The organism is Methanococcus maripaludis, from assembly GCF_013760955.1.
In the GTDB taxonomy this organism is placed as follows: Archaea; AGJL01; Methanococci; order Methanococcales; family Methanococcaceae; genus Methanococcus; species Methanococcus maripaludis_A.
Genome location: NZ_JACDUL010000001.1, coordinates 71,156 through 93,726, shown reverse-complemented (window position 1 = coordinate 93,726; position 22,571 = coordinate 71,156). Strand labels below are relative to the sequence as shown.

Below are 22,571 nucleotides of genomic sequence, written 5' to 3'. Positions count from 1 at the left end.
ATTTTTGGTGATAATTATGGATTATGATTATGAAAAACTTGGATTGAAAGTCGGACTTGAGATACACCAGCAGTTAAACACTAAAAGAAAACTTTTCTGTAACTGCCCTACAAAAATAAGGGATGACGAACCTCACGGGGAAATTGAACGGGTTTTGAGACCATCTCAAAGTGAAATGGGCCACGTTGATAAGGCAGCATTGCTCGAATCAAAAAAGGAAAAGAAGTTTATTTACCAGTACTACAACGATACAACATGTCTCGTAGAACTTGATGACGAACCACCTCACGACGTTGCTCCTGAAGCAGTGGATACTGCATTAGAAGTTTCAACACTGATGAACATGAAAATGGCGGATGAAATTCAAGTCATGAGAAAAATGGTTATTGATGGTTCAAATACATCCGGATTTCAAAGAACAATGTTTGTGTCCCAAGAAGGATTTATTGAAACAGACTATGGAAATATTGGGGTTACAAGCATTTGTTTAGAAGAAGATGCATGTAAAAAAATTGAAGATGGAAAAGATTACACGAAGTACTGTGTTGATAGACTTGGAATTCCGCTTTTAGAGATTACAACTGAACCAGATATCACATCTCCAAAAATGGGTAAAGAAGCTGCAAGAAGGATCGGAACGATTTTAAGGGCAACTGGAAAGGTTAAAAGGGGTCTAGGTACAATCCGTCAGGATGTAAATATTTCAATTAAAGGCGGTGCAAGAATTGAAGTTAAGGGGGTTCAAAACCTTGATTTAATTGAAAAAATCATCGAAAACGAAGTTACAAGGCAAATAAGTTTAAATGAAATTAAAGAAGAACTTTTAAAAAGAAATGCAGAAGTTATCGATGAAATAAAAGACATCACCGAACTTTTAAAAGACACCGAATCAAAAGTTTTGAAAAGTGCACTCAAAAATAAAGGTGTAATTAAAGCAATTTTATTAAACGGATTTTCAGGAATGATTGGAAGGGAAGTTCAGCCTGGAAGAAGGCTTGGAACAGAATTTTCAGATCGTGGAAAAGTTCTTGGTGGGGTTGGCGGATTATTCCACACCGATGAACTTCCAAAATACGGAATTACCGAAGAAGAAGTTATAAAATTAAAAGAATTCATGAGTTGTGGCGAAAATGATGCTGTAATTTTGGTTGCGGATAAGAAAAACAAAGTTGAAAGAGCACTCAACGCAGTAATCGAAAGGGCAAAAGAATCAATGATCGGAATTCCTGAAGAAACGAGAAAAGCACTCGATGATGGAAATACATCATACTTAAGGCCACTTCCTGGTGCTGCAAGGATGTATCCTGAAACAGATGTTCCAACAATTACAATCACGGAAGAAAAACTCGAAATGGTTAGGAATAACCTTCCAGAAATGCCTGAAGAAAAACTCGTAAGGTTTGTAAACGAGTACGAGTTAAACGAAGATCTTGCAAAACAGATGGTAATGTCATACCATGTTGATTTGTTTGAAAGTCTGGCAAAAAAATATTCAAAAATTAAGCCTACACTAATTGCGACAACTCTCGAAGCTACATTAAAAGAAATAAAAAGAGAAGGGCTCGAAACTGAGGTATTGACCGAAGAACATCTTGATGAAGTTTTCAAAGGACTTTCAGAAGATAAAATGTCAAAAGAAGCAGTTCCTGATGTTATAAAAGGATTTATCGAAAACCCTGCAAAGAACCTCGATGAAGTTTTGGAAATTAAGGGAATGTCTTCAATGTCTGTTGAAGAAGTAGAATCAATAATCGAAGATATAATTAATCAAAACATTTCAACAGTAAATGAAAAAGGAATGGGTGCAATGGGCCTTTTGATGGGAAGATGTATGGCACAGCTTAGGGGAAACGCTGACGGGAAACTGATAAACACAACATTACAGAAAAAATTAAAAGAAAAAGTTCAGTAAATAAATTAGAACAATATTAAAACATTTATCAATTTTTTTAAATATTTTTAATTTTTAATATTTTTCAGATAAAACCGGAGGGCGGTATTTTTGGATAATTTAATGGGTTATGTTATAGGTGAAACCTCAAATACTGAGTTAAATTTCCTTGCAAAGCAGTTACCTGAAATTGGAAGTTATGTATCGATTAATTACTGCGATTTAGAAATTTTGGGAATGGTTGAATCGGTTAATCAAGGATGCAAAATCTTTGAAGAAGTTTACAATATCAAAGACTTTGAAAAATTGAAATATTTTGAAAACAACGATTCATATTATACAATTGGTAAAATAAAGATTTTGGGCGATGTAAAAAATATGCAAATCCCAAGAATTCCGCCAAAACCCGGAACTGAAGTGTATAACGCATCTGAAAAGATTTTAGGGGAAATTTTTTCAAAAGGAACAATCGAAATTGGAAATTTAATTTCAGCAGATTCAAAAGTTAAGCTCGATGTAAACAAGCTCTGTTCAAGGCATCTGGCAATACTTGCAATTACTGGGATGGGTAAATCAAATACCGTTTCTGTTCTTTTGGAAGAATTAAATAACATTCACGCAACCGTTTTAGTTTTTGACATGCACAGAGAATATGTTGAAATTGAAGCAAAGAGCAGTATAATTCGAAGAAATATCATACGGCCAAAAATAAATGTATACAACATGTCGTATGACGCATTAATGACTCTTGCAGGGGTTGACCCACAAGCTACAGTCCAACGGGCAATGGGAAGACGTGCAATGAAAAAAATAAAGGAAACGTACAAAGAAGTCGATTTCAATACTGTTGATGAATATATAAACTCGATTATCAACGAACTTAATTATTACATGGGAATGGATGAATTCAAGAGCAAAGTGGACAGTATTTTGACATTAATTATGCGATTTGAAGACTTAATGACTTTTAAGGATAAAATCACCGCAATAAACTACAATCCGATTCAGGATATAAAAGAAAATTACGTAAATATTGTTGATATAAGCGAATTAGACGAAAGCAGCACTGATTTAATCATCTCTTATTTTACGGGGGAGATTTTAAAGGATAGAAAAAAAGTATTATGGGATACAAAAGTTGCAAAACCAATATTTATAATATATGAGGAAGCACACCTTATTGTGCCACAAAACAGGCCCACAAAATCCAAAGTTCCGATTTCAAAAATCGCAAGGGAGGGTCGTAAATTTGGTGTTGGAATATGTCTCGTGTCACAACGGCCAAAAACCCTTGATCAGGAGTCACTATCCCAGTGTAACAATTTCATAATTTCAAAATTAATTGAGCCAAGCGACCAAAAACACGTTCAACACGCATCAGAAAATTTAAGTGAAGATTTATTAAAACAGCTTCCCGGATTAAACGTTGGAGAAGCGGTAATAATAGGCCCTTGTTTAAAAATTCCTGCAATGGTTAAAATAAAAAGGTTTGAAGGAGAATATGGCGGTGAAGACGTTAAATTTGACGAACTTTGGACTATCGAAAAAGAAAAGAATATTCCTGAATTTATAGAAAGTAATGAACTTTTTAATGACGATTTGTAGCGTCAAAAGAGGGCTTATGAGCTTTGAAGTTACATTTGACGGAGTAAAATATTCTTGCGTTAATTGTACATATTGCTGCAGCTGTAAAAGTTGGAGAGTATACTTGAGTTATTTTGACAGAATGAGACTCGAAGGTTATGAAAATTACATCGAAAAGTCAAATTCAGAATATGGCCATGTTTTAGCTTTAAGGAATGGGAAATGCGGACTTATTGAGAATAATTTATGTAAATTACAAATCGAAAAGGGCTACGATTCAAAACCTGCAATGTGCAAACTCTTTCCATTTAGCTTCATGGTAAAGTGGAATGGCGAAATGCTGTTGATTTTAAAGCACTATTGCAACGGAATTCAAGCTGGAAAAACCAGTAAGCGAACAATAAACCATGCAATAGAATGTTGCGAAGAATTGTATCACGATCAGCTTTCAGAATTATCAATAAATGGCACTGAAGCAAGTGAAAAAACGCAATTGGACGAAAAAACAAAAATTTACTGGGAAGAGCGAGAAGAACTTGGAAAATATCTTTTTAAAACCAAAAAATTTGATAGTTTTTCTGAAAAATATTTTGAAATATTTTCAGAGGGTGCCTCTGATACTATCGATAAAATAAAATCAAAGAATAATTTTGACATAAAAATCAAAAAATCCCGTGAAAAAGAGATTTTACGATATATGCAGGAATTAAATAAAAGGGAGCATTTTAGAAAAATGTCCTTTAAAAAAGAACTGGATAATCTTATAAATGTCGGGCTCACTATTAGTGACTATGAAGATCCGCTCAAAGGGGAAGCCGTAATTGATTCAAAACTTCTTCTAAATTGAGATTAATTGTGAAAGCCATGACAATAAAAGAATACCTTATTATTTTAGTAATTGTTTTACTTTTTGCAGTGGCCCCCTTATTATATTGCAAGAAAAAAAGAGCAATCTTTCAGAAATGGAAGAATTTGAAAAATATGGGGTTTACGAAGTAAAAAAAATTGATTCGGAAGACGGAAATATTTTAAGAATTTTTCAAGTTCGAAATACTATAGAAGAAAGATTACACGGAGAACTGGATAAACCTGCAAAATTGGATCTTTGTTATATTTTATGGTACTCCTACAATAATTTTGACGATATAAAAACCGTTGAAGTGCTTTCTTATTACAATGACAGCGGAAATATGAAGATATACTATATTTACGAAATAGAAACAAGAGCAATAGAAATTTCAGAACTTTCAAACGCTTCTGAAGCAGATGTTATGGCCTATATGGAATATTATTATCGTAAGATAATTAAACTAGGAGATTTAAAAGTAATGGATGATAATATCCCCTACTGGAAGGAGGCAGATAATGGTTACAATAGTTCCGATTAATGAGGAAGAGCGAGCAAGTATCTTAAACGGGCTCAAAAGTTCAGTACCTGCTACTAAATTAATCACTTTGAAAAAAATTGTTGATTTAACTGTTTTAAGGCCTGAATCACTACAGTACATGGAAATGACTGACAAAATGTCAATCCAGAGAATTATTTCTGGAATTGAAAGAATAATGGACTATGATATTGACGAAGTTTTAAAAAGGGAGGCTGCAATTGCGCTTGAAAAAGTGAAAGTGACTCTCGGTTCAAAATTTGTTGAAAATTTAATTTACTGCCAAAACTGTAATTCTGTAGTCGATATTGGTTGGGAAAACTGTGCAAATTGCGGTTCAAATTTAACTGAAATGATTTATCCTGAAACAAAACCCTGTCCAAACTGTAATAAACACACTACTGAAAACTGGAACAACTGCGCACACTGTGGATTCCAGCTTATAAAAGAAGAAGATAAGGTTCAAAAATGTACAGGATGTAAGAGGGAAGTCGATCCAACGTGGATGGTCTGTCCATACTGTGGAACCAGACTCAAAGGTTCAAAAAAATAATAAACACACTTCTTTTTTTAAATGTTTTTAAAAGCTGTTTTACTTTTTATTTTACTGTAAATTTTATATATAAAAATACATATTTTCTATGAATGATTATTCGAGGTGTTACTTATCAAAAAATTTGCAATAATTGCAAGCTTATTGTTGGCACTTTTATTTGCAGGTTGTACAGACAGTACGTCTTCAGATGCAGAAGTTGCTGACTTGAAGGTTGCATACCTTACATCAGACCATGATGCACCATTATTTGTTGCAGCAGAATATCCTGAATTATTCCAAGAGGAATATGGCGTTTATTTGAAAGAAGTTGAAGATAAAAATACCTACGAACTTTATGAAAATGATAAACTCGTAGCAAATGTTGAATTTATAAAAGTTATTGAAGGTGGAGCAAAAATCATGACCTTGATGGCACAAGGTCAGGTTGACGTTGGTTTAAACGGAGTTCCTCCGGCTGTGTTTTCAATTGATCAAGGATCAAATGCAAAAATTGTAAGCCCTGCCCAATCTGAAGGTTCAGCAATCGTTATTAGAAGCGATATTCCTGCTGAAAATTGGGAAGAATTTGTTGAATATGTAAAAAAACAGGCAGAATCTGGAGTTCAGGTAAAAATTGGACATCCACTTCCAACATCCATTCAGTATGTGATGATAAAATCTGCACTCGATACTGAAGGAATTACCTACACAGAAAATCCAAATGAAAAAGATGCAATGGTTCAGCTTATTAACTGTAAAGGCCAAGGAACAATGCCTCAGTTATTAAGTAGCAATGAATTAGATGCAGTAATTGCATGGGAACCAACACCTGAACAGTTAGCAGTTTCAGGAATTGGAAAGTCAGTACTTTATTCGGGAGATATTCCTCCTGAAGGAATGTGGGAAAACCACCCTTGCTGTGTATTTGTAGCATCAAACAATGCAATTGAAAACAAAAGAGACGGCTTAAAAACATTCTTAAAATTAATGGCTTTATCAAACAACGAAATTACGGCAAATCAAGAACTTGCAATAAATGCGAGTGCTGAATGGCTTGGAACAGACTTAGAAGTTGAAGAACTTTCAATTCCAAACATTGGTTTTACAAATGAAATCGGTTCTTTAGAATCAATTGGACCTGAATTTGTAAAAGTTATGGATGAACAAGGTGCAATGACTGGCCAATTAGCAGGTCTTGAAAATGCTGAAGAAATAAATGCAATTCTCTACGATTTCACAATATACAATGAAATCATGGAAGAAATACAATAATTTTCATAATTTTCTTTTTTTATTATTCTTTTAAAGAAATTTTTAATTTAGCAGAAAAGTCTTTATTTTTGATCAAAATTTGCTAAAAATGTTAATTCTTAGTAGTATTTAAATTATATTTATGGGCGTTTAATAATATTTTATATTAAATGTGTATGACTTATATAAGTGTTCATACTAAGTATTCACCTGAGTTAATTGTAGATTGGAGGTTAAAATCATGCCTAAAATGATTATTTGTGGCCGTGGTGGTTGCGGAAAAAGTACATTAATCACATTAATGGCCCAGAAGATTGACGAACAGGGAAAAAAGGTTTTAATTGTAGATTCAGATGAATCTAACCTTGGACTTAGCACAATGGTTGGAACAGGGCCTGCAGAGAAAACACTCATGGACTATTTGGGTGGCAGACCTGTTGTTATGGGTAAGTTAATGGCTGCTATGCGGACAAATTGGGAAGAAAAATTAGAACTATTTCAGGAAAGTAGTTTAAATGAACTTTCATCAGAGTTCGTTAGTTGGAATGGAAACAAAGGTTTCATGCAGATTGGAAAGATAGAACATAGCCACGAGGGCTGTGCATGCCCGATGGGTGTAATTGCAAAAGACTTTTTAAATCATGTTATTGTGGATAAAAATGAGTGGGTTTTGGTGGATACCGAAGCTGGGGTTGAACATTTTGGCCGAGGAATAGTTGAAGGGGTAGATTCCGTAATAATGGTAATTGATCCATCCAATGATGCAGTTTTACTGAGTGAAAAAGTATCGGAGTTATCCAAAGAAGCAGGCAAACCATTTGGAGTTGTTTTGAATAGGGTTGATGATGAAACAAGGTCAATCCTTGAAGATGCTATTTCTGAAAAGAATATTCCAATTATTGGTGTCATACCTTACTCAAAGACAATGGCCCGTGAAAACCTTAAAGGAAACAGGCTCGATAATAACATGATCGAAGGAGACATTGGGGAAATAATAACCAGTGTGGAATCAAAATAGTAAATAAATAAACGAATTAACTTTTCTTTTTTAAAAATATATTTTTTAAATAAACTTTGGGTAATTATAGCTATTTGGTAATCTTCTTTTAGACTAAAATTTAGATAAAGACGTAATTTGCGTTTAAAATATTGGTGCAAGAATAATTTAACCAAAATTTGAACGTTATTTATTTGATATACTGGACTCTATTTTAAGAATTTTAATAACCTTTATTGGACAATACGCAGTTTAAAATGAAAAAAATGCTTTTTTAGGGCTCTATTAGGTTAGATTTTTGTTATTATCAATTAAATTTATATATTTGAAAAAAGCTCCTATATTCTAAGAATTATTCGTAATTTACGCAAACATTTTAGTTAATTTTGGTGAAAATATGGACGTAGTAATAGTCGGAAGCGGTGCAGGAGGACTTACAACCGCATCAAACATAAAAAAACACGATAAAAATGCAAAAGTAACAGTAATTACTTCAGATAATTACATTGCATACTCCCCGTGTGCCATACCTTACGTAATTGGTAAAGAAATTGCAGATTTTGAAAGTATAATCATGCACACACCTGAAGACTATAAAACAAAAGGAATCGATGTAATTATCGAAGCTGAAGTTTTAGATGTAGTTTCAAATGAAAATAAAGTAATTTACAAAAAAGATGGAACCGAAACAGAAATTAAATACGATAATTTAGTTTTGGCAACAGGTGGAACTCCATTTGTACCTCCAATTGAAGGGGTAAATTTAGATGGGGTATTTAAGGTAAGAACTATTGACGATGGTCAAAAAATAACAGAATGGGCAAAAGACACTAAAAATGCAGTAGTTGCAGGTGCTGGAGCTATTGGTATTGAAATTGCATTTGGATTGAAAGAACTTGGACTTGATGTAACTGTTGTTGAAATGGTTCCACAGGTATTCCCAAGAGCATTAGATCCCGATATGGCAGAAACTGTCCAGAAATATTTGGAAGAGCAGGGAATTAAAATTATCCTTGAAAAACCAGTTGGAAAAATCATCGGAAACGACAAGGTTGAAGCAGTTTTAGTTGGTGAAGAAACAATTCCTGCAGAAATGGTTATCATGTCAACAGGGGTTAGGTCAAACATAGAACTTGCTAAAAAAGCAGGCTGTGAAATTGGAAGATGGGCAGTTCTTACAAATGAAAAAATGCAGACATCAATTGAAAATATTTATGCAGTTGGGGACTGTGTTGAAGTAATCGATGCAATAACCATGCAAAACACGCTTTCACCATTTGGAACAACTGCAGTAAGGCAGGGAAAAGTAGCAGCTAAACGTATTGCAGGACTTGAAGCGGAAATTAAACCTGTATTAAACAGCATGGTTTCAAAAATTGGAAGTCTAGAAATCGGTGGAACAGGAATGACAGAAACCGCTGCAAAAATGAATGGAATTGAAGTTGTTTTAGGATACTCAAAAGCACTCACAAGAGCAAGATATTACCCTGGCGGAAAAGCAATTTACATAAAAATGGTTGCAGACAAAAATACGAATAGAGTAATCGGTTGTCAGATTATTTCAGAAGAACGAGTAGCAGAAAGGGTAGACGCAATGTCAGTTGCAATTTCAAATGGAATGACTGTTGAAGAATTAGCAAATCAAGAATTCTGTTATGCACCACCAGTTTCAATGGTAATTGACCCGATAGTTTTCGCTGCAGAAGATACACTCGATAAATTTTAAGTACGATTATCGGCATCTTAGCCTTTTTTAAACTTTTTTATTGAATTTGAAAACAAAAACTATTATAATCCTTTAAACCATATTTTTTGATTACGATATATTATACCTAACTTTAACGATTAATAGATTGTCGGGCGATTAAATGTTGATTAGGCCAAGAAGACTCAGAACAAATCAGAAAATCAGAGATTTAGTAAGAGAAACAGTTTTAACAAAAAATGATTTAGTAATGCCAATATTCATAGATGAAAATTTAAAGAACGACGAAAAAACACCGATTTTATCAATGCCTGGCCAGTTCAGATATGGGATAGACTCCGCAGTTAATGAATGTGTTGAAATTTCAAAATCGGGGGTTCCTGCAGTAATCCTATTTGGAATTCCAACTGAAAAGGATGAATTTGCAACTTCTGCGATAAATGAAAATGGTGGAGTTCAAAAGGTTATTTCAAAAGTGAAGGCTAACTTGGGAGATGACCTTTTAGTAATTGCAGATGTCTGTATGTGTGAGTATACTAGCCACGGACACTGCGGCATAATAAATGGGGAAGAAATATTAAATGACGAAACTCTCGAAATCCTTGGAAATATTGCTTTATCCTATGCGAAAGCAGGAGTAGATATTGTAGCACCTTCTGACATGATGGATGGAAGAGTTTTAAAAATTAGAAATGTTTTGGATGAAAATGGATTTAAAAACGTTTCGATAATGAGCTATGCTGCAAAATATGCTTCGGCATTTTACGGGCCTTTCAGAGATGCTGCAGAAAGTACGCCCCAATTTGGAGATAGAAAATCTTACCAAATGGATATTGGAAACTCAAAAGAGGCTTTAAAAGAGATAGAACTCGATATTCAAGAAGGTGCAGATTTGATTTTAGTAAAACCGGCCCTTCCGTATCTGGATATTGTAAAAATGGCAAAAGAAGCATCCAATATTCCTGTAGGGGGCTACTGTGTGAGTGGGGAATATTCAATGATTGAAGCAGCAGCCCAAAATGGATGGATTGATCGGGAAAGGGCAATATTTGAAACTCTGTTGGGCATAAAACGCGCAGGTGCTGACTTTATAATAACATACTGGGCAAAAGAAGTAGCCAATTGGCTATAAATAATTATAAATTAATTATGAGGGGGATTATGGGATTTATAACTTCAATTTCACAACATAGTTTATCGCCAATAACTGGAAGATTAGAAGATTTTCCAATAAATTTATTCTTAAGAAATCTCGATAAAAACGAGTATTCTATTTTAAAAAACTATAATTTAGAGTGCAATGGCGATTCAGCTGTCATTGATTACCTTATAATTTCAAGATATGGAATTTTTGTTATAAACTCAAAAAATATATCTGGAATCATTGCAAAGTCTAAGGATGGCAAATGGATTCAAAAAACAAATGGTCGCGAAAATTTAATTGAAAATCCTCTTTTGAAAAATGATAAATCAATAAAAATGTTAAAAGAAATGTTTTCATTAAATATTGAAATAATTCCCATAACTGTCTTCAATGCCACTTCAAAAATAGAGGTGGAGTTCGATAGTGTTATAAACAGTCCAAAACTTATTAGACAAATAAAACAATACGAAAATCCTGTAATTGATAAAAAAGAAGTTGAAAATATATTATATGCATTGTTACACCATAATAATTCAAAACCCGGCTTAAATGTTGGGGAGTATCCTGTTGTAAAAATTATCAATGGTGATAAAAATTACTTCTGCCCAAAATGCGGTTCAAAACTCAAAACTTCTGAAATTGAAAAAAGCCACAAATGTCCAAATAATTTAAAATGCGGTTTAAAGTTATAGTTAAGTTTTGTTATCTTTTTTTAATCCTTTTAAATACCAATCAGGCGCTTTTCTTTTTGTCCATTTACAAAATCTTGATTTTTCTGCGATATAATATTTCCGATATGCTGATACCGCATCATTTGAAATATACTCGGTTGGTATTGCCTGAGCAAAAGGTGTTAATTCGTTTAAATCCGATTTTACTGGATTATATTCCAAATAATTTAAAATTTCAGAAGATTTATGTATTTTTCCGTATCTATAAGTGTATTCTGCTAAAAGTGCTTTTAAAAGATTAAGTGTCCATTCATAGTTTTTTCTAGTTTTCGAAGCCCATATGACACAGGGATGTTTTTCATGCGTTTTTTTATAGCATTTTTCTTTGTAAATTGAAGCATGAATATGGTGAACTGTTGATAAAATCTGTGCAGCTTCAAGGGGCATCTTTACAACGTGTTTATCACAGTGCATTTTTGCAGCTTTTGCTGGATCGGAATCTAAAATAAAGAGTTGCACTATTATCCCTCTAAAACTTAAAAAAACAATAATAAAACTATATTTAAAAAAGTTAAAATAATTATTCAATAGTTATTTCGAACCCAACTATCGGATGTTCGAGTTCGAAGTTTAAAATCACTTCAGGATGAATTTCCCCAAAGAATCCTACTTCTTTTCCATCTTTTATTATTTTTGCGCATCTTCCAGGTATGAATGCCGGGTGTTCATAGTTTTCAAATTCAAAATCTTCAAAAAACTCTCTAAGAAGTGCTTCAGTTGAACTTTTTATTTCGTTAAAGTTCGTTAAAGGATGTGTTATCGCACCCGCAATTTTCTTGATATTTTTGCACTTGGTATCAGTTTCAGTATCATTTTCATCGATAATTACACAGTCCCCAATTTCAAATATCTTTTGAGGGAGGGAATGATGTTTGTTGATATATAGCGTTTCTAAAAGAAGCGGAAGAATCGAAGTTCTAAGAACCCTATGTTCGATTGAAGCAGGTTTTAAAACTTCGATGTAGTCTTTTTCTTCTACTTTTAAATTCATTTTTTCAAACAACGTATCTTGATTTGAAAGTGTAAGATTCATAACTTCGTAGAATCCAAGTCCAATCATTAAATCAGACATTGCGTTACATTTTTTTTCAACAGGGTCTTTTGAGCCGGTAGTTGCAACTGAAGGCAATTTTCCTTCGAATTTTTCATACCCGTAGTTTATAGCAATTTCTTCTTTTAAATCAACATTATGAAGAATGTCGTTTCTGTATGCAGGAATTTTTACAATCAGATTTCCATCTTCGTAGAGTGCATCCATACCAGATTTTTTAACAGCCTGAATAATTTCTCCAGGATTTAATTCAAGACCCAATTTTTTATTGATTGATTCTATAGAAATTATTCTTGATTTTAATGTTAAATCGGGATATTTTTTTCCGTTAACGTTTACTGAAACAATTGTTCCTCGCCTTTCTGCAAGTGCACATACTATAATATTTAGCGTTTCTTCAACAGCCTCTTTTTCAGTTCCAGTAATATCTATAAGTAAGTTTTTGGATGTAGGGGTTACTTTTGTTAGTGTTCCGTTGATTATTGGTGGAAGTGAGAGAACTTCTCCATTTACATCGACAATGATTGGAAATCTATCGTCTTGAATTAAGTGTGCGTATTTTATTCCTTTTTCGTGTTTTTCAATAATTTCTCTAGGGGTCATTTCTTCGTCTTCATAACCCAAAGGAACAAATTTAATTTCGTCTCCTTTAATTTCTTTGTATGTAAATGGAGCTTTTACTTTATCGAAGTCGTGAATTCCAATTGCAAGTTTTTTTCTATCCCTTCCAATTGCCCAGTGTAACTTTTCCTGAAGGTTTATCATGCTTTCAAGGACAAGTTCATCCATTAATACATTTTTAACGAGTGCAAATGCAACATAAGGTCTTGTTTTATTTTCTTCAACAGTTACTTTAATGTCAGAAGGGAGTACTTCGAATTCTTGAATTCCCGTAGTAATCCCCATAAATCCTCTGAACCCTCGTGCAAGACCTTCGACACTTAAATAATCAGGTCTATCCGGATTTATCGAAAACTGTACCATTTTCTGTTTTTTTCCGCTTTTATCGACTTCTTCAAATATTTCTTCAACTTCTACCCCCATCATCGGAAATCTATCTTCAATCATCTTATCCGAAAGGGAAATATTGCTTAATCTCTCTAAATCTACTTTATTTACATTAATTGTAGGCACAGTATTCACCCGTGTTCTTAATTTAAAAAATTATTCTTTAAATCATTCCATTATCATTTTTTTGTTGTTATATTCAACTAAAACTGTTTCCCGTTTAGTTTCACCATTTACTTCAACGCTTTCTTCGATTTTTCCAATTACAAATGCAGCGATGTTGTGGTGGTTTGATATTTCAATTATTTTTTCTGCATCGTCTTTTTCAACAATTACACAAAATCCAATACCCATGTTAAATGTTTTAAACATTTCTTGGTCTGCTACATTTCCTAAATTCTGTATTTCTTTAAATATTGGAAGAATTTCAGGTAATTCATCGATTTTGTAGCATACATCCTTGTTTAATCTTTTTAATTTTCTAAAGCCACCGCCAGTAATGTGCGCGAGTCCTTTTACATTCACCTGTTTAATCATTTCTAAAACTGGTTTTACGTAAATTTTTGTAGGTGTTAAAAGTTCTTCAGCAACCGTTTTTCCGTGTGATAATTTGCTTTTAACATCAAGGTTTGAAATTTCGAAAAATACTTTCCTTGCAAGTGATAGTCCGTTACTGTGAATTCCACTACTTCTTAAACCGACAATAACATTTCCAGGTTTTACTTCTTTTCCTGAAACGATTTCATCTTTTTTAACAACTGCAAGAACGGTTCCTGCTAAATCTACTCCTTTGATCATGTTTGGAAGTGACGCAGTTTCTCCACCGATTAAATTGATGTTTGATTCTTTTATCCCGTCATTCAATCCTTTTCCAATTTGGGATGCTATATCTTCTGTGATATCCTCAACTGCCATGTAGTCAACAAGTGCAACAGGTTCAGCTCCGATACATATTGCATCGTTTACATTCATTGCAATCATATCTATTGGAACGGTGTCGAACTTGTTCGCCATTTCTGCAACGACCATTTTACTTCCAACACCATCAGTGCAGAGCACCAAATAATAATCTCCAAATTCAATAGCTCCTGCATAGTGTCCTTTTAAATCAGCAGGTTTTATTGCATCAGTTCTTTCAAATTTTATCTGGGATGCAAGTGCCCTTATTACTTTGTCTTCTTTATAAATATCCACACCAGCGTCTTTGTATGTTACCAAAAATACCACCTAAAAAAATAATGAATAAATGTTTTTCTTTATGTACTCTTTCGTTTATTAATTTTAAACTTTACTTATTTCTTTCCTTAAAAGAACGTTATCGCCTTCATGTACTCCAACGTGTTCAGCAACAGGCTCACATTTCGCTTTTAATATATAGTAAACAGGTATTTTTTCGGATTTTCCCTGTTTTTCTTCATATTCAGTTAAACTCTCATAATTGCCCATTCCTTTCGCAATAATGAAATCAGAACTATTTAATTCACTTAGGAATTCTTCTGAGGATTCTTCAAACCTGATTCCAATTGTATCAGTTCCACTTGTAATTACTTTTGTTACTTTATCGATTCCTGCGGTTTTAACGTCTTCTAATGTAGCATCGTTTAATATTGGACTTCCTTTAACGGATACAACAACTTCAACGTAATTTTTAAGTTCTTTTATTAATGGAAGGTCAAAAACAACTTCGCCTGCATTGTCACAGGTGTAAAATACTTTTTTTGAACTTTTAAGTTCATTTAATAATTCTTCACTAAAATCAAGATCTAATTTTCCATCAAGTGTCGTTTTTACCATATTTTCGATATTGACATCAGTACTAAATGGGCCAAAATCAATTACATTTCCTGCAATTGCCAATTTTACTTTTTTCTGCAATCTTTCGAGTTCATCATCACTTTCAAGTAAATGTTCAACATCATTTAGATATTTGAGGGCAAATTCGTTTGCAACATCTTTTAAATTTTTGTAAGGGTCGCTATTTTGGGTTTTTTCTTTCAAATGCCTGTGGAGTTCAGTACCCATAAATGAAGGAACGGAAGATTCCCCATACATTTCGGATATTTTTTCAAGTCCCCAAGCTATGATTTTAAACTGTTCGGATTTGTTATCTGTTAATTCCTTTGCAACATCTACAACCTGTCGTGTAATACAAAGTGCACATTCTGGTTTAATTTTCAAAAGTCATCACCGGTAATATACTAATCAAATTTGAAAAATAATAGTAAATTTCACTATAAAAAATAAATGCTAATTTTAATAAAAAATCTAAAAAAAGTTGTAATTTATTTTATTTTTTGTAAATGCATTTTACAATATCCTTTTCAGTGAGCAGTCCGATAAGTTTTTCTCCATCAACTACTGGAATTACACCGATATTTAACTCGTTCATTTTAGCAACTGCATTAATTAACTTGATATCAGACGTTACGGAAACGATATCTGTTTTCATAATGTCTTGCATTCTTACATTTGTAATTTCTCGGATATTTCCAGTTTTCATATGGTTAAATGCCCAGTCGCTTCCAAATAATTTTACAAAGTCAGTTGAAGTAATAATTCCGACTAATTTTTCTTCGGAAACTACAGGAAGCCTTCTAAATCCATTTCTAAGCATTGTTCTTGCAACATCCTTTAATCGTTCCCCCGGTGTTGCGAAAACTACATTTTCAGTCATGCAGTCTTTTACAAGAAGTTTTTCGTCAACCTGGTCTTTTAAGTATTTTATAACATCTCGTTCATTGATCGTCGTAATCAAAACGCCTGATTTATCGATTACAGGCATTCCACCAATTTTTTCCTCAACAAATAAATTGATTACTTCGTCTAATTCTGCATTTTCCTTTATTAATACCACATTGTCGGTCATTATCTCTTTTACTGGCTCATTGATGGCAGAAAGCATGTTGTGGTTGTGTTTGAACTTTACAAGGTTATATTTGGAACCTCCACCTAACAGATCTACAATGTCCATATTTGTGAGGATTCCTTCTACTCTTCCAGTTCCAGGATCAACGACAGATATCCTTCTGATGTTTTTTTTATCCATCATGTCAAGGGCTTCGATAATTTTAGTAGTAGGGTATACTTTTTCGACTTTTTTTTCGCCGACAATGGTTTTTATTTTCAAAATATCCCTCTTTTTTTAGATAATTACTCATCTTCGCCTTCAGAATCTTCAGTACAGTTTTTACAGATATATCTTCCGTTGATGTAGTTTACACTGTCTGTACTTCCGCAAATTTCACAAATTCCTTCGATTTCCTCAGTTCCAGAGTATGGATATTCTGAATTATGAATTTCATTTGTTTCAACCATTATATTGAAGAGCTCAGGGGATAGTTTTGTAATATCACTTACCGTAACTATTCCAAGTAATTCATCACCATCAATTACGGGGAGTCTTTTTACATTTTCCAAATCCATTTTCCTAGCCGCATCCATTATTGTAGATTTTGGAGCAATGGCTATTAATTTTGGAGAAGCAATTTCTTCCACAATTACTTCTTTTGATTTTAGGTTTCTTGAAGCAACTCCTAGTGCTAAATCCCGTTCCGTTATGATACTAACTGGTTTTCCAGCATCGTTTAATACTACTAAACAACCAATTCCTTTGTCTTTAAGGATATTTGCCACATCGTAAGCGGTGGTATCCAATGTTACTGTGGCTACCGGCGTACTCATGGCTTCAGTTACTGAAAGCTCCAGGTTCATGTTATCACCAGGTTTAGAAAATAATCATGGTAAAAGTGTGCAAATTCTGATTTATATAAATTTTTATTTGATTTCACGCCTTTTGCACTATTATTTCAAGTTTAAGATGTATCTTGCACCTTGACCAATTCCTTCATTTACTGTGGTTTCAATCCATTCGACTGACTTTTCAAGATCCATTTTTCGAAGCTTATCTTCAATAAATTTCGCAAAGTAAATGGATAGATCTTCTGCGGTAGTTGATTTTAATGGGAGTAAATTAATGTCTTCCACTGGAAACATGTATTTTTTTACATTTCCACTTTTTTCAACGTATTCTAAATAAATTGAATCGCCTTCCATTGAGTATTCCATGTTTTCATGGTCTCTTGGAACAAGCAGTTTATGGTCAAGTTCACCACAGAGTTCCTTTACAATCTGCTTTAATATTTTAAAATCGCAGACAAACCCAAATTCACCGGACGGCTCTCCCGAAAGTTTTACGTCCACGTAGTAAGAATGACCGTGAATTACTCCGCAGCTGTCATGTCCAAATACGATATGTGCTGATGAAAATCGAAGTCCTGCATAAATTCCGTTTAATTCTAAAATCATAGTAATCCTCCTTAGATTATAATTGATACTATACAAATAGAGGTATAAAAAATAATTCAAAATAGTATTAATTTTAAAAATTTAAAAAAGTATTAGAGTAAGTTTTTATTGTTATCGATAGCCGCGTAAAGTTCCCCTTTAGGTTTGTTGTTTACGTAGTCTCCGGTGAATTTTATAAATGTTCCTTTTAACTGGGTTCCGGCATCTTTTTTAGATAATTTAACGAGTGGGTCTTCAACTATTCCTTCGAATTTGAATGAAGGGAGCGCTTCTAAGATTTTACCGTAAACTACGATAGCACCTTTCATCATTTCCCCGCCAGCTCTTCCTTCAATATCTCCTTCAATAATTATCATACCGCCGTTTTGGTGAACTCCAGGCATGATTTTTGTATTTCCTTTAATAACAATCGTTCCGCCTTTTAGGTATTCTCCAAGTTCGGATCCGGCGTTACCTGTGATGGTAATTGTTCCACCACTCATTCCTCTCCAGTCGCCCCGGTATGCAGAACCTACGTAGTTTTCAGCGTTTCCGTTAATGGTAATTTCTCCACCTTTGAGGTTTTGGCCAACCCAGCTTTCAGCATCCCCATTTACGGTAATTTTTCCGCCTTTCATTTCGACTCCAACGTACATTCCAGCATCTCCATTTACAACGATTTCGCCAGAAGTCATTTTTTCGCCGATTCTTTTAACTTTTTTGGAGCAATTGTTAATGATTACTTTTGCAACAGTACTTTCTTTGAGTTCAATATCAAAGATTTCACTCATTTTAGCAGTTTTATTTCCCTGTATTAATTCAATTTTTGAGATTTCTTCTAAACTCATTTCTTGAATTTTTTCTGGAAGTATTTTATCTACTTCAATAGGGACTGATACATCGCCCTTCAAATTAAGAATTAATTCATTCATAATTTCACCATAAAAAGATTGAATAAGATTCCTTATTGTATTTCAGTAGCATCAATGTTTATAGGCATCCAGCTGTTTGCATAAGCATCTTGAACCGGGTAATTTTCCATGTTCACGGAATAGAGTTTTCTAAACTTCATGTTGAGGTCTTTTAAGAGTTCTGCTTCTAAAGTCTCGTTTACCTCTGCGTTTACAAAGATTGTATCCCCATAAACTTCTTTTACAACATTTCCGTTTTTTACAACTATATCGCCGTTTTTTAACACATAGGCTGCTTCAAGGAATGCTTTTTCTATCTTTTTACCTGATTTTTCTTCAGGGCTAATGTCGTATATTGAAACGTCTGCTTTAGCACCAACACCTAAATGGCCTCTGTCGCCACTTAAACCGAGTACTTTTGATGAATTTGCTCTTGTAATCTGTGCAATTTCATACATTGAGTATTCTCTGTCGGTTTCAGTTATGTGGCTTTTTTGTGCAGCCCATGCATGAACTCGGTTCTGAATCCAGTCATCTCTGTATTCTTTGCTAAGTAACCAAGCGATAACTCTTGGGTATCTTACGAATGGTCCTGCATTAGGGTGGTCTGTTGTTAAAATTAATTTTTCAGGATTTGTGTAGAGGAAAATATCCAAACCAATAGCCCACTGGAGGGCGTAAACTGGTCCTTTCGGTGAGTAGATAAATGGAACAACACCTGAACCGGTTTCAAGCTCAACATCACAGTTTGCCCATTTAAGGCCGTTTGTCATGTGGAGATCGTATTCCATTGGTCCATCCGCAGTCATTGTGGTGGTTTCATCAAGTGTAACCTGACCAACATCGATCATTACGTGTTTGTGTTTGTTCACATAATCTGCAGTTTCTACACCTTTACTTACACAGTCTTTCCATGAAGTTCCACCGTATGAGTGGAATTGTAAGTGGGTGTTATAGTAAACAGTATCCCTTTCACCGAATTTTGGTTTAGCTTTGATATCTTTTACACAATCCATTGTGTCAATGGTAGTTTCCCAGTTTCCGGGGTGACCGAGGTTATTTGGGTGTACGTGAACGGAATGGGGTAATCCGAGCATTTCGTTTACTTTTGCAAGTCCGGTTACGATTTCTCTTGGTGTAATTCCAAAGTATGGAACTTCATCATCTAAACCGTGTACGTTTTTACCCCAACCCCAAGCTTCGGTTCCACCAGGGTTTACGATTTTTATTGCATATCCTTTTGTTACTCTTAAAAGCCATGCAACGTATGCAGCGCACATACTCAAATCGCCATTTTTCAAGTATTCGAGTACCATCCAGCTGTTACCAAATAATGGCATTGCAGCTTTGTCGATTTGTGGTAAATCCATAAATTCTTCGTGTGTGTGTCTTGCAACAAGCGGCGGCATAGCTGCTTCGATAACTGTTGTGTAACCCATACCGGAGTATTGGTAACCTGTTTTAAATGTCGAAGGTATTGAAAATCCAGAACCTTGTCTCAATCCTTCTTTTGAAAATAGATCTTTTTTACTGTCTTCAGGTCTTAGTGTCCTTCCAGTATTTACTTTAGCACCAGCAATGTGGCTGTGTGAATCAACACCACCTGCCATTACTACTTTTTTATTTGCATCAATTTCTAAAGCATTTTTTGATACAGATTCTACGATTTTTCCGTCTTTTACGCAGATATCCATCTTTTCTCCGTTGACCTTGTTTTTAGGGTCGTAGACGGTACCATTTCTTATGATATATTCCATGAGATCACCCGATATTCCAATTATTCAATGTATGCTTTTCTCATTAGATCAGACATTAACAGTACTTCTTCGTCAGTTTTTTCGACGTTTACTTCAAGAGGTCCTTTAAAAGAGGGCATTGCTGTACTTTCAGTATCTGGTAAAACAACCCTATTTGCCCAAGGTCCCATTGGGATGAATATCATACCAATTGGAGCTGGCTGGTCTGTTGTAATTGCATTTACTGCAACGTCACCGTATTCTGAAGTTACTTTTATTGCATCGCCATCTTTAACTCCCAATGCATCCATGTCTTCTGGATTCATGTAGCAGACTCCTGCAGCTTTCCTGTACATTTCAAGGTTCTTTCCAGCTTCAATGGCTTCGCCTTGCCAGATGGTTCGTCCCGTATTTAGCATAAATTTCATAATATCACCCAACAATAGATAAGATATGCTTAGAATTTTAGTTATTTTACAATAACTAATTTAATGGCATCAACAGGGCATGCCTCAATACATGCACCGCATCCACCGCATAAGTCCCCATTTACGACGGATACAACACCATTTTCTATTCTCATAATTAATTTTTCATCACTGCTCGGTCCTTTGCCACCGTATACATCAGGGTCTTGTGCATTTACTGGGCATGCAACAACACAGTTTCCGCATCCGTGACATTTATCAGGATATACTTCAAGTTTGTACATTAAATCACCTATAATATTCAAATTATTTCATTAATTTTGAGAAAGCTTTTTTCCATGCAGGTGCATTTGCTTCGGTCATATTTATTTTTGTTCTCTTAACGGTCAATGCATCAACAGGGCATGAGTGTGTACATGCACCACAGAGGATACATACATCCTGGTTAACGACAACATTAGGTACTTTGTCTCCCTGTTTTTCAGGTTGAGGGAATACAAGTGCGTTACATGGACAAACTGAAATACATGCACCACATGCGTTACATGCAGGTTCGTCAATGATTAATTCTCCTTCGAATGGTTTTTCAACTGTTATTGCATCAGCAGGACAGATGTTTGCACACCATCCACAGGATACACAGAGGTCTTTGTCAATGTTTGTTTGTCCTTTGATTTCTTTGTAAAGTTCAGGCTCTTTAATTCTGCTTGCAAGTGGACATTTGTAGCAAATTGCTTCAATTGCATTGTGAGGGCATGCTTTTTCACACACTTTACAGTATACACAAGCATCTAAATCCACCTTAATATCTGCAATTGGGTTTAAACTTAAAGCGTTCATTTCATTTGGAATCAATTCAATTGCATCAGCAGGACAGTATTCAGCACAGATTCCACACAAAACACAAGCATCTTTTTTAATTGTAATTTCTCCCAATACTAGAGATTTTCTTTCAGGAAGTTCTCTTTCAACGTCAATAGCGCACTGAGGGCATACTAATTCACACTGTTCACATAAAACACATTTGGATTGATTTAATTCAATTCCTCTTTTGATTTTAGGGTATTGTGACATTTCAGTGATTGGTTTGTCGTTAATGCTTAATTTAACTGCATCAAAGGGACATGCACATGCACACATACCACATAAAACACATTTTTCTGAGATATCCAATTTTGGAGCATCAAGTTCTCCTTTAAAAATAGCACCTAATGGCCCCATTTCTATAGCGCTTGTAGGACAGATTTCGCTACAAATACCGCAACCAACACAGGTGCAGTCGTCCCATTTCAAGACTCTCTTTTCAACGCCGCTTCTTGAAATTTCAATGACGCCATCATTGTCGTCTTTTTTGAAGTTTTTCATTGTATTTCCTCCCTAATTTCGATTATCTGACTATTTTTAAAGCACCAACAGGACATTCGGAAACGCATTTACAACAAAGAATGCATTTTTCTCTGTCTATTGATATGCCGATATCTTCGGAATATACTGAAATTGCCCCGTATTCGCATTCAAGGCATTTGCCACACGCGATACACTTTTCCATGTCAATACTTATTTTTATTTTGTAAATCCGTTCTATTAACTTTTTAGTAATCTGCTTGTTGTCGCCAAGCGAAGTAATTAATGGAATACCGTATTCTCGGGGTAAATTTATAATCTCTTCAGAGACTCTCATGACCTTATCTGATGGATATCTGCCGTGTAGGTAGTGGGAGATGATTGAACGATCCATTTCTAGAAACTCTGCTATCTCTCTTTGAAGTTTCCCTTCTTTTCGCATATTTATTGCGACTACTGCTTTGATCCCTGATAGTATATGTTCTGGCATATTTTCATCCCATGTGAGTCATATACAACATACGCCTCGTTTCTATATATATGATTCTTCTAAAGTCAAATGGTAATCTATATATAGTTATGTTAG

At 34.4% G+C, this 22,571-nt stretch carries 23 protein-coding genes; 10 read left to right on the top strand and 13 right to left on the bottom strand.

Annotated features, from left to right (window positions below; translation table 11 throughout):
* The first annotated feature begins 16 nt into the window (after nucleotides 1-16).
* The 10 genes from gatE (at nucleotide 17) to HNP90_RS00415 (ending at nucleotide 11,184) form a co-directional block, all read left to right on the top strand.
* Nucleotides 17-1,912: a Glu-tRNA(Gln) amidotransferase subunit GatE gene (gene gatE, locus HNP90_RS00460; protein WP_011976912.1), complete on the top strand. Its 1,896-nt coding sequence runs from the start codon at nucleotides 17-19 to the stop codon at nucleotides 1,910-1,912.
* Between the two features lie 90 nt (nucleotides 1,913-2,002).
* Entirely contained in the window at nucleotides 2,003-3,496 is a 1,494-nt protein-coding gene (locus tag HNP90_RS00455; RefSeq protein ID WP_011976911.1) for a helicase HerA domain-containing protein, read from the top strand.
* A 16-nt stretch (nucleotides 3,497-3,512) separates the two neighbouring features.
* Nucleotides 3,513-4,322 (top strand): YkgJ family cysteine cluster protein, encoded by an 810-nt coding sequence (locus HNP90_RS00450; RefSeq protein WP_011976910.1) that lies wholly within the window; start codon nucleotides 3,513-3,515, stop codon nucleotides 4,320-4,322.
* An 85-nt stretch (nucleotides 4,323-4,407) separates the two neighbouring features.
* On the top strand, nucleotides 4,408-4,863 hold the full coding sequence (locus tag HNP90_RS00445; protein ID WP_258558892.1) for a hypothetical protein: 456 nt from the start codon (nucleotides 4,408-4,410) through the stop codon (nucleotides 4,861-4,863).
* Nucleotides 4,841-5,413 carry a zinc ribbon domain-containing protein gene (locus tag HNP90_RS00440; protein ID WP_011976909.1) on the top strand — a complete coding sequence of 191 codons (573 nt, stop codon included), beginning with the start codon at nucleotides 4,841-4,843 and terminating at the stop codon, nucleotides 5,411-5,413. The genes HNP90_RS00445 and HNP90_RS00440 overlap by 23 nt, the downstream gene beginning before the upstream one ends.
* A gap of 105 nt (nucleotides 5,414-5,518) precedes the next feature.
* Nucleotides 5,519-6,667 (top strand): ABC transporter substrate-binding protein, encoded by a 1,149-nt coding sequence (locus HNP90_RS00435; protein ID WP_011976908.1) that lies wholly within the window; start codon nucleotides 5,519-5,521, stop codon nucleotides 6,665-6,667.
* A 220-nt stretch (nucleotides 6,668-6,887) separates the two neighbouring features.
* The gene (locus tag HNP90_RS00430; protein WP_011976907.1) at nucleotides 6,888-7,664 is read left to right on the top strand and encodes an ATP-binding protein; all 777 of its coding nucleotides are present in this window, start codon (nucleotides 6,888-6,890) and stop codon (nucleotides 7,662-7,664) included.
* Between the two features lie 376 nt (nucleotides 7,665-8,040).
* The gene (locus tag HNP90_RS00425) at nucleotides 8,041-9,369 is read left to right on the top strand and encodes an FAD-dependent oxidoreductase (RefSeq protein ID WP_011976906.1); all 1,329 of its coding nucleotides are present in this window, start codon (nucleotides 8,041-8,043) and stop codon (nucleotides 9,367-9,369) included.
* 142 nt (nucleotides 9,370-9,511) lie between these two features.
* Nucleotides 9,512-10,480, top strand: a complete 969-nt coding sequence (gene hemB, locus HNP90_RS00420; RefSeq protein ID WP_011976905.1) for a porphobilinogen synthase — start codon at nucleotides 9,512-9,514, stop codon at nucleotides 10,478-10,480.
* A gap of 29 nt (nucleotides 10,481-10,509) precedes the next feature.
* Nucleotides 10,510-11,184 (top strand): nuclease-related domain-containing protein, encoded by a 675-nt coding sequence (locus tag HNP90_RS00415; protein ID WP_011976904.1) that lies wholly within the window; start codon nucleotides 10,510-10,512, stop codon nucleotides 11,182-11,184.
* Here the strand turns inward: HNP90_RS00415 and HNP90_RS00410 are convergent, their stop codons facing one another.
* The 13 genes from HNP90_RS00410 to HNP90_RS00350 all read right to left on the bottom strand — a co-directional run bounded on the left by HNP90_RS00410 (nucleotide 11,185) and on the right by HNP90_RS00350 (nucleotide 22,475).
* Nucleotides 11,185-11,682 carry a pyrimidine dimer DNA glycosylase/endonuclease V gene (locus tag HNP90_RS00410; protein WP_011976903.1) on the bottom strand — a complete coding sequence of 166 codons (498 nt, stop codon included), beginning with the start codon at nucleotides 11,680-11,682 and terminating at the stop codon, nucleotides 11,185-11,187.
* Between the two features lie 61 nt (nucleotides 11,683-11,743).
* Nucleotides 11,744-13,408 (bottom strand): phenylalanine--tRNA ligase subunit beta, encoded by a 1,665-nt coding sequence (pheT, locus tag HNP90_RS00405; protein WP_011976902.1) that lies wholly within the window; start codon nucleotides 13,406-13,408, stop codon nucleotides 11,744-11,746.
* A gap of 42 nt (nucleotides 13,409-13,450) precedes the next feature.
* Nucleotides 13,451-14,500, bottom strand: a complete 1,050-nt coding sequence (gene purM / locus HNP90_RS00400; protein WP_011976901.1) for a phosphoribosylformylglycinamidine cyclo-ligase — start codon at nucleotides 14,498-14,500, stop codon at nucleotides 13,451-13,453.
* Between the two features lie 63 nt (nucleotides 14,501-14,563).
* A complete protein-coding gene (locus tag HNP90_RS00395; RefSeq protein ID WP_011976900.1) occupies nucleotides 14,564-15,460 on the bottom strand; it encodes a damage-control phosphatase ARMT1 family protein in 897 nt (298 codons plus the stop codon).
* A gap of 109 nt (nucleotides 15,461-15,569) precedes the next feature.
* Nucleotides 15,570-16,409, bottom strand: coding sequence for a CBS domain-containing protein (locus HNP90_RS00390; protein WP_011976899.1), 840 nt, complete (start codon nucleotides 16,407-16,409; stop codon nucleotides 15,570-15,572).
* 23 nt (nucleotides 16,410-16,432) lie between these two features.
* Nucleotides 16,433-16,993, bottom strand: coding sequence for a CBS domain-containing protein (locus HNP90_RS00385; protein WP_011976898.1), 561 nt, complete (start codon nucleotides 16,991-16,993; stop codon nucleotides 16,433-16,435).
* A 90-nt stretch (nucleotides 16,994-17,083) separates the two neighbouring features.
* Nucleotides 17,084-17,587 (bottom strand): 6-carboxytetrahydropterin synthase QueD, encoded by a 504-nt coding sequence (locus HNP90_RS00380; protein WP_011976897.1) that lies wholly within the window; start codon nucleotides 17,585-17,587, stop codon nucleotides 17,084-17,086.
* A gap of 92 nt (nucleotides 17,588-17,679) precedes the next feature.
* Nucleotides 17,680-18,498 carry a tungsten-dependent formylmethanofuran dehydrogenase subunit FwdC gene (fwdC, locus tag HNP90_RS00375; protein ID WP_011976896.1) on the bottom strand — a complete coding sequence of 273 codons (819 nt, stop codon included), beginning with the start codon at nucleotides 18,496-18,498 and terminating at the stop codon, nucleotides 17,680-17,682.
* A 32-nt stretch (nucleotides 18,499-18,530) separates the two neighbouring features.
* Complete coding sequence (gene fwdA, locus HNP90_RS00370; RefSeq protein ID WP_011976895.1) at nucleotides 18,531-20,234, bottom strand: tungsten-dependent formylmethanofuran dehydrogenase subunit FwdA; 1,704 nt, start codon at nucleotides 20,232-20,234, stop codon at nucleotides 18,531-18,533.
* Between the two features lie 20 nt (nucleotides 20,235-20,254).
* Entirely contained in the window at nucleotides 20,255-20,641 is a 387-nt protein-coding gene (fwdD, locus tag HNP90_RS00365) for a tungsten-dependent formylmethanofuran dehydrogenase subunit FwdD (protein WP_011976894.1), read from the bottom strand.
* A gap of 41 nt (nucleotides 20,642-20,682) precedes the next feature.
* Entirely contained in the window at nucleotides 20,683-20,925 is a 243-nt protein-coding gene (locus HNP90_RS00360; RefSeq protein WP_011976893.1) for a 4Fe-4S binding protein, read from the bottom strand.
* 22 nt (nucleotides 20,926-20,947) lie between these two features.
* Complete coding sequence (gene fwdF / locus HNP90_RS00355) at nucleotides 20,948-22,006, bottom strand: tungsten-dependent formylmethanofuran dehydrogenase subunit FwdF (RefSeq protein ID WP_011976892.1); 1,059 nt, start codon at nucleotides 22,004-22,006, stop codon at nucleotides 20,948-20,950.
* A gap of 22 nt (nucleotides 22,007-22,028) precedes the next feature.
* Nucleotides 22,029-22,475, bottom strand: coding sequence for a 4Fe-4S binding protein (locus HNP90_RS00350; protein ID WP_011976891.1), 447 nt, complete (start codon nucleotides 22,473-22,475; stop codon nucleotides 22,029-22,031).
* Nucleotides 22,476-22,571: the final 96 nt, after the last annotated feature.

What these genes read in the sequence shown, in the direction of transcription:
- fwdA (WP_011976895.1), bottom strand. Translation starts at nt 20,234, where the DNA reads ATGGAATATATCATAAGAAATGGTACCGTCTACGACCCTAAAAACAAG.
- HNP90_RS00415 (WP_011976904.1), top strand. Translation starts at nt 10,510, where the DNA reads ATGGGATTTATAACTTCAATTTCACAACATAGTTTATCGCCAATAACT.
- HNP90_RS00450 (WP_011976910.1), top strand. Translation starts at nt 3,513, where the DNA reads ATGAGCTTTGAAGTTACATTTGACGGAGTAAAATATTCTTGCGTTAAT.
- HNP90_RS00350 (WP_011976891.1), bottom strand. Translation starts at nt 22,475, where the DNA reads ATGCCAGAACATATACTATCAGGGATCAAAGCAGTAGTCGCAATAAAT.
- HNP90_RS00430 (WP_011976907.1), top strand. Translation starts at nt 6,888, where the DNA reads ATGCCTAAAATGATTATTTGTGGCCGTGGTGGTTGCGGAAAAAGTACA.
- HNP90_RS00360 (WP_011976893.1), bottom strand. Translation starts at nt 20,925, where the DNA reads ATGTACAAACTTGAAGTATATCCTGATAAATGTCACGGATGCGGAAAC.
- fwdD (WP_011976894.1), bottom strand. Translation starts at nt 20,641, where the DNA reads ATGAAATTTATGCTAAATACGGGACGAACCATCTGGCAAGGCGAAGCC.
- HNP90_RS00425 (WP_011976906.1), top strand. Translation starts at nt 8,041, where the DNA reads ATGGACGTAGTAATAGTCGGAAGCGGTGCAGGAGGACTTACAACCGCA.
- gatE (WP_011976912.1), top strand. Translation starts at nt 17, where the DNA reads ATGGATTATGATTATGAAAAACTTGGATTGAAAGTCGGACTTGAGATA.
- fwdC (WP_011976896.1), bottom strand. Translation starts at nt 18,498, where the DNA reads ATGAATGAATTAATTCTTAATTTGAAGGGCGATGTATCAGTCCCTATT.
- HNP90_RS00440 (WP_011976909.1), top strand. Translation starts at nt 4,841, where the DNA reads ATGGTTACAATAGTTCCGATTAATGAGGAAGAGCGAGCAAGTATCTTA.
- HNP90_RS00385 (WP_011976898.1), bottom strand. Translation starts at nt 16,993, where the DNA reads ATGAACCTGGAGCTTTCAGTAACTGAAGCCATGAGTACGCCGGTAGCC.
- hemB (WP_011976905.1), top strand. Translation starts at nt 9,512, where the DNA reads ATGTTGATTAGGCCAAGAAGACTCAGAACAAATCAGAAAATCAGAGAT.
- HNP90_RS00380 (WP_011976897.1), bottom strand. Translation starts at nt 17,587, where the DNA reads ATGATTTTAGAATTAAACGGAATTTATGCAGGACTTCGATTTTCATCA.
- fwdF (WP_011976892.1), bottom strand. Translation starts at nt 22,006, where the DNA reads ATGAAAAACTTCAAAAAAGACGACAATGATGGCGTCATTGAAATTTCA.